Source organism: Sinorhizobium prairiense (assembly GCF_029201645.2).
Lineage (GTDB): Bacteria > Pseudomonadota > Alphaproteobacteria > Rhizobiales > Rhizobiaceae > Sinorhizobium > Sinorhizobium meliloti_A.
Genome location: NZ_CP104131.1, coordinates 209,593 through 223,157, shown reverse-complemented (window position 1 = coordinate 223,157; position 13,565 = coordinate 209,593). Strand labels below are relative to the sequence as shown.

Genomic DNA, 13,565 nt, shown 5'->3' with positions numbered 1-13,565 from the left:
GACAGCGACCGACCTCGATGATCGAACACGCGCCCTATGTCCTCTTCCGGGACGACAGCGAGAACCGCACGACGGTTTTCGCCGAGCCTTTGCGCGTCATCACGGCACGGACGAGGGCTGAGTTCCACCGGGGCCTTGGCGAAATCGAGGCGGCCCATCGTGCCGGCAAATGGATCGCGGGCTTCATGGCCTACGAAGCGGGCCATCTTTTCGAGAAGAAACTGGCCCCCTTCGCGCCGGAGAACCGGGAAACGCCGCTGATGTCCTTCGGCGTCTTCGACGCGCCGGCAAAGGACCATCCGCTTGCGGTGCCGCAGCGGCGCATCGAAAACGAACCCTTCCTCGCGGAGCCCCGCGCAGGCTGGGATTTTCCTGCTTATCGCCAGCGTTTCGAAAAGCTGCACCGGCACCTGCGCCAGGGCGATTGCTACCAGGCCAACCTGACCATGCCGATCCATGCGCGCTGGTCCGGCGATCCGCTTGCCGCATTCTGGTCGCTGATCGAGCGTCAGCCGGTGAAATACGGCGCGCTCGTCGCCCTCGACGGCCCGGTCCTGATCTCGCGCTCGCCGGAACTTTTCTTCCGGGTCGACGCCGACGGCTGGATCGAGACGCATCCGATGAAGGGCACGGCGCGGCGCGGCGCGAGCCCTGATGAGGATGACGCGATCATCGCGGCGATGCGCGCCGACGAGAAGACGCAAGCCGAGAACCGCATGATCGTCGACCTTCTGCGCAACGACATCTCCCGCGTGACCGAAGTCGGCACGCTCGACGTGCCGAAGCTCTTCGACATCGAGACCTATCCGACGGTCCACCAGATGGTGAGCCACGTCAGGGCGAAGCTTCTGCCCGAGATCGGCATCGCCGACATTTTCGCCGCGCTCTTTCCCTGCGGCTCCGTGACCGGCGCCCCGAAGATTCGGGCGATGGAAATTCTCCACGATCTGGAGTCCGGGCCGCGTGACGCCTATTGCGGCGCGATCGGCTACATCGCCCCGAACCGCACGATGCGCTTCAACGTCGCGATCCGCACCATATCGCTCTTTGCCGGGGGCCGGGCTGTGTTCAATGTCGGCGGCGGCATCGTCTTCGATTCCAGGGCCGAGGCAGAGTACGAGGAATGCCTGCTGAAGGCCCGCTTCGCCGTCGGCGATGCCGAGATCGCCCGATGACCGGTTTTTCCCTGATCGAGACGCTGCGCTACGAACCGGAGAATGGCTTTACGAGGCTGCGGCTGCATCTGGCGCGACTGACGCGCTCCGCCAGGCGCCTCGGCTTTTCAGGTGCGGCCGCAGCCGAGGCGACGCTGGAGCGAGCCGTTGCGGGCGCGCGAGCGCCGCTGCGCGTGCGCCTCACGCTCGACCGCGACGGCAGCATCGACGTGACGACGGCGCCCTTCGTGCCGCTTGCCGACGGCGCGGCGTGGCGGGTGCGGATCGCCTCGACGCGGCTCGATTCCAGCGACCGCCTCCTCCGGATGAAGACCACGCGCCGGAGCCGCTACGAGGCGGCACGCAGCGAGTTTTCCACGGCCGAGGCCGACGAGGTCATCCTGCTCAATGAAAAGGGGGAAGTCTGTGAGGGGACGATAACGTCGGTCTTTCTCGATGACGGCAGCGGGTACTTGAAGACGCCGCCGATCGCCTGCGGCCTCCTCGCCGGCGTTCTGCGCACGGAGCTCATCTGCCAGCGGCGAGCACGGGTCGAGCGATTGGCTCCCGCCGACCTCGCAAGCGGCCGTCTTTACATCGGCAATTCCCTAAGGGGTCTGATCCGGGCTGAACTCACGGTCTGATCCGGGTAGCGTATGGCGCTTGACGCGATCGCGCCCTTCACGCTTGGCGATGTAAAGGGCATCGTCCGCGCGTGAATAAATGTCCCTGACGCTGTCGCCCTCCCGATACTCCGCAAGTCCTACCGAACAGGTGTAGAAGAACTCCGGTATGTTCGAAAGCGGTCTGGCGTTGCGGACCCTGTCCAGCAGCCGATCGAGGATGAGGTTCGCTTCGCTGACGGTGGTGTCCGGCAGGATCAGCATGAACTCTTCGCCGCCGATCCGCCCGAAGCAATCGGAGCGCCGGACGAATTCCTGCATCTGCCGGGCGAAGTCGAGCAACACCTCATCACCCCGATGATGGCCATAGCGATCGTTGATCGCCTTGAAATAGTCGATGTCTATGATTGCCACGCACCCCCACATGTGCGGGTTCTCGGCGCAGTTGCGAATGAACTCGTTGAGCCTTTCCATCGTGTAGCGCCGGTTGGGCACGCTGGTGAGTTCGTCCACCTGTGAGGCCCTGAGCGCGAAATCCCGGTCCTGGCGAAGCTTGCGCTCCCCGCCCGCACCTGCGTAATGTCGACGGCGATGCACAGCATCCAGCCTTTCTGGTCCACGGTCTCCGTCATCCAAAGCCAGCGGCCGTCGTGAAGGTCGGTCTCGACCGTGCGGAAAGGTACCTTCCCGCGCCGGTGGACCGTGGCGGCGATCCAGCCTTCGAGGTCGTCAGTCTTGAGAACGGTGCCCCTGCCCGCGGCATGATTGCGGCGCATGATCTCCGCCCAGGTCGGCGCTTCGCCCTCGCCGACGTGGTAGGCCGACCGAAAGGCTTCATTGGCGTAGCGCAGCCGATCCTGCGGATCATAGAGCGCGATGAGCACCGGCGTTGCGGCTTGCAAGCCCATCAGGGCCTTGAGGTGATCACCAGTCACGTTGGTCTGCTCCAGGAACTTCGGTCGCGATGCGAGGCAATGGGCTCTGTTGAAGCTATAGCACGATGCGCTTGCGGCAAGCTGCCCGCATCGCGATGATTCCGGAATCGACCCGAAATCGTGCCGGTACGGCCGCGGCATCGCTGCCCCTGGAAGATAGCCGGTTAAGCAAAGTCGCAGGTGCCGCCTTGACGGGACCGCTCTTTATTGTGACAGGAAACTGTGCTCTACAGCGCCGCGCATCTATCCAGACGCACGAAAGTCCGCTGCACTCTATAGTTTGCCTGAGTGGTTCTGCCCGACATGCAGTCCTCACCAGGAATTCGAGGCTCGCTTCTTGCGCCCATCCAAGCATCGCACAGGGATGTTTTCTCAGGAGAAAGACAAAAATGGCAGACACCACCTATCCGGTTTATGGCGAGATCGCCGGCCCGATCGTGATGATCGGCTTCGGGTCGATCGGCCACGGCACCTTGCCGCTGATCGAGCGCCACTTCAAATACGACAAGAACCGGTTGATCGTGGTGGAGCCCCGTGAGGATGCCAAGGACGCGGAAATATTCGCGCGCCATGGCGTGCGGCACGTGCGGGCGGCCGTCACCAAGGACAACTACAAGGAACTGCTGAAGCCGCTCCTGACGGAAGGCGGCGGTCAGGGCTTCTGCGTCAATCTCTCTGTCGACACCTCGTCGCTCGACCTCATGAAGCTTTGCCGCAAGCTCGACGTCCTCTATGTCGACACGGTCGTAGAACCGTGGCTCGGCTTCTACTTCGATGCCGAAATGGACAATTCCGAGCGCACGAATTACGCCCTGCGCGAAACGGTACGCCGGGAGAAGGAAAAGAACCCGGGCGGCACCACGGCGGTTTCGACCTGCGGCGCCAATCCCGGCATGGTCTCCTGGTTCGTCAAGAAGGCCCTTCTCAATCTCGCCGACGATCTCGGCCTGAAATACGAAGAGCCGCATCAGGACGACCGGGAAGGCTGGGCGAAGCTGATGAAGAAAGCGGGCGTCAAGGGCATTCACATCGCCGAGCGCGACACCCAGCGCGCCAAGCACCCGAAACCGCTCAACGTGTTCTGGAACACCTGGTCGGTGGAAGGCTTCATTTCGGAAGGCCTGCAGCCGGCCGAGCTCGGCTGGGGCACCCACGAGAACTGGATGCCGAAAAACGCCAAGAAGCACAAGAAGGGCTGCAAGGCGGCGATCTACCTGGAGCAGCCGGGTGCAAACACCCGCGTGCGCAGCTGGTGCCCGACGCCCGGCCCGCAATACGGCTTCCTGGTCACGCACAACGAAGCGATCTCGATCGCCGACTTCTTCACCGTCCGCGATAAGGACGGCGACGTTTCCTACCGCCCGACCTGCCATTACGCCTATCACCCGGCCAATGACGCCGTTCTCTCGCTGCACGAGATGTTCGGCAATGGCGGCACGGCGCAGCCGGAGCTGCACGTCCTCGACGAGCACGAGCTCGTAGACGGCGTCGACGAGCTCGGCGTGCTGCTCTACGGCCATGCGAGGAACGCCTATTGGTACGGCTCCCGCCTTTCGCTGGAAGAGACACGCCGCATCGCGCCCTATCAGAACGCCACCGGCCTGCAGGTCACGAGCGCCGTTCTTGCCGGCATGGTCTGGGCTTTGGAGAACCCGAAGGCCGGCATCGTCGAAGCCGACGAGATGGACTACAAGCGCTGCCTGGAAGTGCAGATGCCTTATCTCGGCCCTGTCGAAGGACATTACACCGAATGGACGCCGCTCGACGGCCGCCCGGGCCTTTTCCCGGAAGACATCGACACGAAGGACCCCTGGCAGTTCAGGAACATTCTCGTCCGCTGAGGATCACGCGACGAAGCACGCCCTGTCGGCCCGGAGCAGTCCTGTTCCGGGCCTTTTCTTTTCGAACGCCGCGCATGCCCGCTCTTGCTTTCAACTCATGATCGCGGCATGTTTCGCGCACGCGTGTCTCAAAAGACGCACAACGGTCGTTGCGGTGCTGTGAGACGCCGCACAATTGTGCGTCGATCGGTTTCGATTCACGGAATTATGCGGTAGAGCGGGACAGGAAAGTATGAAGCGGTTTTGCGTTCGCATCCCGCTCAACTCGTGACGCGGGAGAAACGCCGATGAAGCCATTCGCCATCCTCACCCTCCTGGCAACTGCCGCCGCGCTGGCATCCTGTCAGTCTCAGCCTCGGGAACTCCGGCCAATGTCGTCGGCGCCGCAGGCGACGGGTGTCGAGGGTTCCTGGGTCGATCCGAACGGCATCGTCTCCACTTTCGCAGGCGGCACCTTCTCGACGCGCACGACCGACACCAACCAGCTTCTCGCCTCCGGCAACTATGTGAACGTCAGCCCGACGCTGGTGGAAATCAACATGACCTCGCTGGTGCGCAACACCCAGTCCAAGGTCAACTGTGCGCTGGCAACGCCGGCGCAGCTGAACTGCACGACGGACTCCGGCGCACAGTTCTCGCTGGCGCGCCGCGGCTGACACGGCGCCAGATGATGAACGAGGGCCCTGGACGGGCCCTTTTTCTTGCCGGGACGGCTTAACCTTGTCTGAAATCCGGCGGCGTCGGCATGCGTTTGCGGCTTGAAGTCGATCCCGACTGGTGAAAACATCCGCTGCAGCGCGGCGGGTCTTACCTGCGACTCGGCCGGCAGCACACAGGAGCACACCATGATCAGACACATGCGGACCGGCCTCGTTGCCGCTTCCCTTCTCGCGCTCTCTTCGGGCGCAGCTTTTGCCGATTATGAACTGAACATCCTGCACATCAACGACCTTCATTCGCGCATCGAATCGATCAACAAATTCGATTCGACCTGTTCGGCCGAGGAAGAGGGCAAGAACGAGTGCTTCGGAGGCGTCGCCCGCCTCAAGACGCTGATAGACCAGAAGCGCCAGGAACTGACGGGCAAGAACGTGCTCCTGCTCAACGCCGGCGACAATTTCCAGGGCTCGCTCTTCTTCACCACCTACAAGGGCACCGCGGAAGCGGAGTTCCTCAACCTGATGAAGTTCGACGCGATGACCGTCGGCAACCACGAATTCGACGAAGCCGAAGATGGCCTTGCCAGCTTCCTCGACAAGGTCACCTTCCCCGTCGTCACCGCCAATGTCCTGCCGAGTCACAAATCGAAGATCGGCGATCGGATCAAGCCGTCGATCGTTCTGGATGTCGGCGGCGAAAAGATCGGCATCGTTGGCGCGGTCGCAAATGACACGCCTGAGCTCTCCTCGGTCGGGCCGGATATTCTGATCGGCGAGGACGTGGCGACGATCACCAGCGCGATCGAAGAGATCAAGAAGCAGGGCGTCGACAAGATCATCGCGCTCACCCATGTCGGCTATCCGCGCGACCTCGCGGCGATCGCCAAGATCCCGGACGTCGACGTGGTGGTCGGCGGCCATTCCCACAGTCTGCTCTCCAACACCGACGAGAAGGCCGAGGGGCCATATCCCACCATGGTCGACAACCCCGGCGGCTACCAGGTGCCGGTGGTACAGGCCGGCTCCTACAGCAAATATCTCGGCGACCTCGTGGTGACGTTCGACGACAACGGCGTCGTCAAGGCCGCCAAGGGCGACCCGATCCTCGTCGATTCCTCGGTGAAGCCGGACGAGGCCGTGGCCGCACGGATCAAGGAACTCGCAAAGCCCATCGAAGAGTTGCGATCGAAAGTGATTGCCAAAACCGAGGCGCCGATCGACGGATCGCGCGAGACCTGCCGCGCCAAGGAGTGCGAGATGGGCAGCCTCGTGGCCGACGCGATGCTCGATCGCGTCAAGGGCCAGGGCGTGACGGTCGCCATCACCAACGGCGGAGGCTTGCGCGCTTCGATCGACGGCGGCGACGTGACGATGGGCGAAGTCATCACCGTCCTGCCCTTCCAGAACACGCTTTCCACCTTCCAGCTGAAGGGCTCCGACATCCGCGCAGCCCTTGAAAACGGCCTCAGCCAGGTCGAAGAAGGCGGCGGGCGCTTCCCCAGGTCGCGGGCCTCGAATATTCGTTCGATCGTTCGAAGCCCGCCGGCAGCCGCCTCGTCAGCGTCGAGGTCAAGGAGGGTGACGCCTTCGCGGCACTCGATCCGGAAAAGACCTATTCGCTCGTCAGCAACAACTTCATGCGCGGCGGGGGCGACGGTTACGCCGTCTTCAAGGACAAGGGCGAGAATGCCTATGACTACGGACCGGGCCTCGAAACCGTGCTCGCCGACTACCTCGCCGCCCACCAGCCCTTCAAGCCCTACACCGACGGCCGCATCACGGAAGTGGCTGCCGCAGCCCCGGAGGCCGCGCCCAGCGCCGCGCCGGAGCCGGAAGCCGCCGCACCGGAGCCGGAGGCCGCCGCGCCGGAGCCGGAGGCCGCCGCAAAGCCGGCGGAAAGCGAAGCGGCGACCACTGCCCCCGAGGCTTCGCCCCCGGCGGCAGCCGCTGCCGAAGGCCCACGCAAGCACGTCATAGCGCGCGGCGATACGCTGTGGGACCTCGCGGAATCCTTTTACGGCAGCGGCACCGAATGGCGGAAGATATCGGCCGCCAACGGGGATCCGGCGCCGCGAGCGCTTGAAATCGGCCGCGAGCTGGACATCCCCGCCGAGTAAGACGATTTGCCTCGCCATTTGGGACCGGCCCGGGCTTTCCCGCGCCGGTTTTTCTTCTTAGAAGGCTTTGAAACTGCCGGCGCGACCACCACCTTGCAAAGGTGCGCGCCTCACGAGGACCGAAATGACCGCCATGGATGCCGAGCCGAACACCAATCACCCCGCCGTCAGCTACGGAAAGGTCGGCGTGCTCCTCGTCAATCTCGGCACGCCGGACGGCACCGACGTCGCCTCGATGCGTCGCTATCTGCGGGAGTTTCTGAGCGACCGCCGCGTGATCGAATGGTCGCGTCTCTTCTGGTACCCGATCCTCTACGGCATCGTGCTCAACACACGTCCGCGCAAGGTCGGCAAGGCCTACGAGCTCATCTGGAACAAGGAACTGAACGAAAGCTGGCTCAGAACCTATACGCGCAATCAGGCGGCACTGATGGCGGATGCCTTCGGCGGCCGGCCGCAGGTCGTCGTCGACTGGGCGATGCGCTATGGCCAGCCCTCGATCGCGTCGCGCATAGAGGCGCTGCAGAAAGCCGGATGCGAGCGGATTCTCGTCTTCCCGCTCTATCCGCAATATGCCGCCGCCACCACCGCCACCGTCAACGACAAGGCCTTCGAGGCCTTGCTCAAGATGCGCTGGCAGCCGGCGCTCAGAACGGTGCCGCCCTATCACGACGACCCGGTCTACATCGACGCCCTGGCCACCTCGATCACCAAGCATCTCGCGACGCTCGACTGGGAGCCGGAACTGGTGCTCGCCTCGTTCCACGGGATCCCGAAAAGCTATTTCGAAAAGGGAGATCCCTATTATTGCCAGTGTCAGAAGACCGCACGCCTTCTGCGCGAAAAACTTGGCTGGCCGAAAGAAAAGCTGCAGGTGACCTTCCAGTCGCGATTCGGCCCCGAGGAGTGGCTGCAACCCTATACGGACGCCACCGTGGACCGGCTGGCCAAGGAGGGTGTGAAGAAGATCGCCGTCATCAATCCGGGCTTTGTTTCCGACTGTCTGGAGACGCTCGAAGAGATCGCCGGGCAGGCGGCCGAGAGCTTCCACCACAATGGCGGCGAACAATTCGCCCATATCCCCTGCCTGAACGACAGCCCCGAGGGCATGGCGGTGCTCAACCACGTCGTGCGCCGCGAGCTGGAAGGTTGGTTGTAGAACAGCGCCATTCCCGACCGGGAATCGCCGCGACCTAAATCCTCCCGAAGTCGAAGGCGAATACGCCGTCCTCGACTATGGCGTTCGTAATGGCGGTTGCGAGAGGCAGAAGGGTGGCAGCATCGTCGATTTGCCGCAACAACGAGCCGACCATCCGTGCGGTGTCGATGCCTTCGACCGTTTCGCCGCCGAGCTCGCCCGACATCACGTCCGCAACGGTTCGGCCAAGCCCGAGGCCGTGACCGAGCCGGCTGTTGCGTCCGCCGCCCACCGTCACGTGCAGATCGCCGATGCCGGCGCGGTCGAAAGCGGAAGCACGGTTGCCGCCGATCCGTTCGCAGAGCAAAGCCATTTCCTGAGCCGCCTGATTGAAGGCCGCCGCAGTCGGGTTTTTTGACTGGCCGTCGGCGCGCAGCCCCTCCGGATAGCGGGTCTGCATGGCGCTGACACCGATTGCGAAGAAATTCTTGAGCGCCGCGCAGGCCTCGACGCCGGTCACATCCTCACCCACCGCGAGCCGGTAATAAGGTGTCCGCATCAAGCCCGCGGCGAAGTCCGCGGCCGCCCTGTCACGGCTGGCATAGATGCTGGACGTCGGATAGCGGTTGGCAAGCTCGCGCGCTATACATGGCCCGCCAATGCCGATGAAGCTCTCCATATTGGCGATCCGCGGCGGCAGCGTCTCGGCATAGGTGACGATCCGTTCACCCTCGCGGTCGAGACCCTTCGTCACGAAAGCCACCGGCTTTTTCGAGCGCAGCAGGCCGCTCAGCCGGTCGGCCGCCCAGGCGACACCCGGGCTGCTGACGCCGACGACGATGAGATCCGCCGTCTCGGCATGTTCCGGCCGGAGTTCCTCGTCCGCGAGGATCGTCACCGTTTCGGCAAGCGTCGCGTCGAGCTTCGGATGGATTTCACCTGCCTTCATCCTGGTGACAGGCAGCGTGTCGAGCGGCGTGCCGGCCAGCAGTACCCTGTGGCCGTTGTCGCTGGCAGGCACGGCCAGGGCAGTACCCATGACGCCTGCCCCTAAAACGAGGATCGTTGCCATATACGCCCCCCGCCGCTGTTCAGCGCATCATCGCGGCGACATTGCCGCCGTCGACGGTGACGACCGCGCCGGTGGAGGTCCGTGCCTTGGCCAGATGCACGAAGGCCGCCGCCACGTCGGCGCCTGTCACCTCGCGCCGAAGCATATTGCCTCGCATATAGTCCTCCGGCGTCACGCCCCGCGCCTTCGAGCGTTCCTCCACCATCTTGTCGGTCATGAGGCCGGTACGGATACGGTCTGCATTGACGGCGTTCGAGGTGATACCGGAGCCGCCGTGCTCGATCGCATATTGGCGCATCAGCGCCATCAGCGCCGCCTTTGAAGTCCCGTAGGGGCCGAAATCGGCGCCGGGATTCACCGCTTGCTTGGAGACGTTGAACACCAGCGCGCCGCCCGTTTTCTGCTGCTCCATGACGCGCACTACCGCACGCGCGACATAGTGATGGCTCCAGAAATTGAGGTCGAAGGCTCTGCGGAAGGTCGCCTCGTCGACGCCAAGCAGCTTGCCCTGGAAGGCGGCTCCGGCATTCGAGATCAGAATGTCGACACCGCCATAATGCGCCACGGCCTTGGCGACGGCTGCGTCTACCGCCTCCGGATTGGTCACGTCGCACAGCACCGGCAGCGCGCCGAGCTTTTTCGCAGCCGCCTTCAGCGCGTCCTCGGAAATGTCGAAGAGCGCGAGTTCGGCACCCTCCGCCTTCAGTGCCTCTGCCACCGCGAGGCCCAGCCCGCTTGCTGCGCCGGTAACGATCGCCACCTGTCGGGTCAAAGGCTTTTCCTGCACCTTTGCCAGCTTCACCTGCTCAAGCGACCAGTATTCGATGTCGAAGAGATCGGCCTCAGAGAGCGCCTCGAACGCCTCGATGCCCTCCGCTTTGGTGATGACGTCGATGGTTGCTTCCGCCACGTCCGCACCGACGATCGCATTCTTTCGCGCCGCGCCGGCGGCGAAGAGGCCGACGCCGGCGACATAAAACACCCGAGGCTTCGGGTCGAGCATGCGCTTGCCACCTCCGACACGGGCATTGTTGCGCTCGAAATAGTCCCTGTAGTCGGCCTCGAAGGCGGCAACCGCCGCCCGCGCCTGCTCTGCCCATTCGCCGAGCCTGTCCTTTTGCGGCGCCGGCAGTGCCACTCCGAAGCGTTTGATGTGGATCACGTGCTCCGGTGTCGCATTGCCGCGGCGCGTCAGGCTATCGACGTTTTCGGCGTTGCAGAATTCGAGGATCTTCTCGCCCGTACGGTGCTCCAGAACGAACCGCTTCGGCGTACCTTCGAGGCCCGTCTCGATCGCCAAAGCCCCGCGCAGGATCGGCGCAATCTCCGCGGCGGAGGCCAGGTTGTCGGGGAGGACGATGCCCGCGAACGGCTTCGCCCTGCCCTGGGAGAGACGCCGCTCGGCCTTGTCGATTTTGGCGATCATGTCCTCATAGGCCTCTCGCGGCTCGTCCGACCAGGTGAAGATGCCGTGCTTCAGCAGGATCATGCCGCCGCCCTTCGGGTTTGCCTTGAAGGCGGCATCGCAGGCCTTGGCCAGATCGAAGCCCGGCATCACATAGGGAACGATGATCGACTCGGGAAAGAGCTCTCGGATCAACTCTTCGCCATGCGGCTGATTGGTGAGCGAAACGATCGCATTCGCATGGGTGTGATCGATGTGCTTGAACGGAAGGATCGCATGCAGGATGGCTTCGACCGACGGGTTGGGCAAAGCTGGATCGATGAGCAGGCGGCGTTGGAGCATCACCATGTCGTCGTCGGAGAGCGTCTCGAAGCCGATCATCGCCTGCAGCGGCTGCAAGCGCACCGCCGGCAGTCCCTGCGGCTCGATCGTACCCATGTCCCATCCGCTGCCCTTGACGCAGAGTACCTCCACCTCGGTGCCGTCCATCTCTTTGAACGTGGTCTTGACCGATGTGTTTCCGCCGCCGTGCAATACCAATTCCGGATCGGAGCCCAGCAGCCGGGTCGTATAGGTGCGGACCGCAAGATCGCGATTGACGCCTTTGGCGGCATAGCCCTCTACGGTCGAAGTGAATTCGGAGTCCAACCAGCGCGACTTCATGACAGTTCCTTTCCTGGCCGGCACCGCGTTCGAGCGGCCGGCTCCCAGTCGATCAATCGTGTAATGTCCGGTCCGCAGCGGTCAGATGCGGACCTCGGTCTCGGCATCGAACACGTGCACCTTGGAGGGTGGGATCGCAAAGCGAACCTCGGCGCCCTCCGAAAACCGCTCCGCCTTGTCGACGACCGCGACGAAGCTTCCCTCCGGGCCCTGGCAGAAAAGCTGCGCGTCATGGCCAAGCCGCTCGGTGAGGATCGCTTTGGCTGCAAGCGGACCTGCGGCATCGACCACCACGTCGGTCGGGCGCAGGCCGAGGACGACCTTCCTGCCCGGCTTCAAAGCCGGGGACGCCTCCACGGCCAGCCGGCCGGCCGCCGTATCGACGGCGGGAGCGCCATTGTCCGCCACCACGGTTCCGGGGAGGAAGTTGATGGACGAAGAGCCGATGAAGTCTGCAACATATTTGCTGGCGGGCCGGTCGTAGACGTCGTCGGGCGAGCCGATCTGCTCGATCTTGCCCGCGCGCATGACGACGATCTTGTCGGCCATGGTCATGGCTTCGATCTGGTCATGGGTGACGTAGATAGTGGTGGTCTTCAGCCGGTTGTGCAACTGGCGGATTTCCGTGCGCATATGAGCGCGCAGCTTGGCATCTAGATTCGACAGCGGCTCGTCGAACAGGAACACCTCCGCCTCGCGCACCATGGCGCGACCCATGGCGACGCGCTGGCGCTGGCCGCCGGAAAGCTCCTTAGGATAACGATCGAGATAGGGGGTGAGGTTGAGGGTTGCGGCCGCCCATTCCACCCGCTCCTTGATCTCCGCGGAAGGAACCTTCGCCACTTCCAGGCTGAAGGCGATGTTGTCGTAGACCTTCATCGTCGGATAGAGCGCGTAGTTCTGGAAGACCATGGCGATCGAACGGTCACGCGGATGCACGTCGTTCACACGCTTTCCGCCGATCATGAGATCGCCTTCGCTGACGGCCTCGAGGCCGGCCGTCATTCTGAGCAAGGTCGTCTTGCCGCAGCCCGACGGTCCGAGCAGGACCACGAATTCGTGGTCCTCGATTCGGAAGGAGATGTCGCGCATGATCGTGACGGCACCGAACGACTTGCCGATATTCTGATATTCCACGGTCGCCATCGGTCGTTACTCCCTTGTTCGTTTCGGCCGGCCGTCGCGGCAGCACTGTCTCAATACTTCTGCCGCGTCGGCGTGATGACGATTTCCTGGACGATCGCGCGTTGCGGCAGCCGATAGGCGTCGAGGATGAGGTCCGCGACGATTTCCGCTGAAATACCGCCGCCGATCGCCGCCTTGTTCGCCTTGTAATTGGCAAGAGTGGTCTCGTCCTTCACGTGGTCCAGCACCTCCGTTTCGATGATGCCGGGGGAGACGACGATGACGCGCACGTCGTGCGGCGCCAGATATTCGCGCAGACTTTCGGACACCGCGTGGACGAAGAACTTTGTGCCGCAATAGACCGTATGGTCCGGGTAGACCTTGCGTCCGGCGATCGAGCTCATCATCACCAGCGTTCCCTGCTTCCGCCCGATCATACCGGATAGCACCGCATGCACGCTGTTCATCACACCCTTGGTGTTGATGTCGATCATCTCGTCCCATTCTTCCGGTGCCTGACGGGCGATGTCGCCGAGCCGTGCGATGCCGGCATTGGCAAACATCATGTCGACCGGCCCGAACTTCGCCTCGGCTTCGCCGACCGCATCCGCAAGTGCAGCGCGATCGCGCACGTCCGCCTGCTTCAGAACGGCATTGGGCAAGTCCAGCGACTCGAGCCGATCGAGCCTGCGGGCTATGAGCAGCAACGGATGGCCGGCCTTGGAGAAGGCGCGCGCGACGGCCTCTCCAATGCCGGAGCTGGCGCCAGTGATCGCTATCAGCGGTTTTTCGGGCATGGTGATCCCCTGTTTTTGCGTTTGTCCGACCGGAAG

The 13,565-nt window shown here is 63.5% G+C and carries 9 protein-coding genes and 2 pseudogenes; 6 read left to right on the top strand and 5 right to left on the bottom strand.

Going from position 1 to position 13,565, the window contains the following annotated elements; genetic code table 11:
- Nucleotides 1–17 precede the first annotated feature (17 nt).
- Both N0Q91_RS03675 and N0Q91_RS03670 read left to right on the top strand, forming a co-directional pair.
- A complete protein-coding gene (locus tag N0Q91_RS03675; protein ID WP_275597361.1) occupies nucleotides 18–1,175 on the top strand; it encodes an aminodeoxychorismate synthase component I in 1,158 nt (385 codons plus the stop codon).
- A complete protein-coding gene (locus N0Q91_RS03670) occupies nucleotides 1,172–1,798 on the top strand; it encodes an aminotransferase class IV family protein (protein WP_127709023.1) in 627 nt (208 codons plus the stop codon). Before N0Q91_RS03675 ends, N0Q91_RS03670 begins: the two co-directional genes overlap by 4 nt.
- Here N0Q91_RS03670 and N0Q91_RS03665 read toward each other — a convergent pair.
- Nucleotides 1,763–2,712 (bottom strand): annotated as a pseudogene (locus N0Q91_RS03665) (GGDEF domain-containing protein). The gene N0Q91_RS03670 and the pseudogene N0Q91_RS03665 sit on opposite strands and share 36 nt — an antisense overlap.
- Before the next feature lie 389 nt (nucleotides 2,713–3,101).
- On the opposite strand from N0Q91_RS03665, the gene N0Q91_RS03660 reads away from it, so the two are divergent.
- The 4 genes and pseudogenes from N0Q91_RS03660 to hemH all read left to right on the top strand — a co-directional run bounded on the left by N0Q91_RS03660 (nucleotide 3,102) and on the right by hemH (nucleotide 8,488).
- On the top strand, nucleotides 3,102–4,553 hold the full coding sequence (locus N0Q91_RS03660; RefSeq protein WP_100672943.1) for a homospermidine synthase: 1,452 nt from the start codon (nucleotides 3,102–3,104) through the stop codon (nucleotides 4,551–4,553).
- 287 nt (nucleotides 4,554–4,840) lie between these two features.
- Nucleotides 4,841–5,209, top strand: a complete 369-nt coding sequence (gene omp10 / locus N0Q91_RS03655; RefSeq protein WP_003531074.1) for an outer membrane lipoprotein Omp10 — start codon at nucleotides 4,841–4,843, stop codon at nucleotides 5,207–5,209.
- A 189-nt stretch (nucleotides 5,210–5,398) separates the two neighbouring features.
- A pseudogene (locus tag N0Q91_RS03650) lies at nucleotides 5,399–7,329 on the top strand (5'-nucleotidase C-terminal domain-containing protein).
- 124 nt (nucleotides 7,330–7,453) lie between these two features.
- Nucleotides 7,454–8,488 (top strand): ferrochelatase, encoded by a 1,035-nt coding sequence (gene hemH / locus N0Q91_RS03645; protein ID WP_375341873.1) that lies wholly within the window; start codon nucleotides 7,454–7,456, stop codon nucleotides 8,486–8,488.
- A gap of 34 nt (nucleotides 8,489–8,522) precedes the next feature.
- Here the strand turns inward: hemH and N0Q91_RS03640 are convergent, their stop codons facing one another.
- From N0Q91_RS03640 to N0Q91_RS03625, 4 genes are all read right to left on the bottom strand, one after another.
- Nucleotides 8,523–9,539 carry a glycerol-3-phosphate dehydrogenase gene (locus N0Q91_RS03640; protein WP_275597360.1) on the bottom strand — a complete coding sequence of 339 codons (1,017 nt, stop codon included), beginning with the start codon at nucleotides 9,537–9,539 and terminating at the stop codon, nucleotides 8,523–8,525.
- A 19-nt stretch (nucleotides 9,540–9,558) separates the two neighbouring features.
- Nucleotides 9,559–11,607, bottom strand: coding sequence for a bifunctional aldolase/short-chain dehydrogenase (locus N0Q91_RS03635; protein ID WP_275597359.1), 2,049 nt, complete (start codon nucleotides 11,605–11,607; stop codon nucleotides 9,559–9,561).
- Between the two features lie 81 nt (nucleotides 11,608–11,688).
- Nucleotides 11,689–12,753, bottom strand: coding sequence for an ABC transporter ATP-binding protein (locus tag N0Q91_RS03630; protein WP_100672938.1), 1,065 nt, complete (start codon nucleotides 12,751–12,753; stop codon nucleotides 11,689–11,691).
- Nucleotides 12,754–12,803: 50 nt separating this feature from the next.
- Entirely contained in the window at nucleotides 12,804–13,529 is a 726-nt protein-coding gene (locus N0Q91_RS03625) for an SDR family oxidoreductase (protein ID WP_275597358.1), read from the bottom strand.
- Nucleotides 13,530–13,565 lie beyond the last annotated feature (36 nt).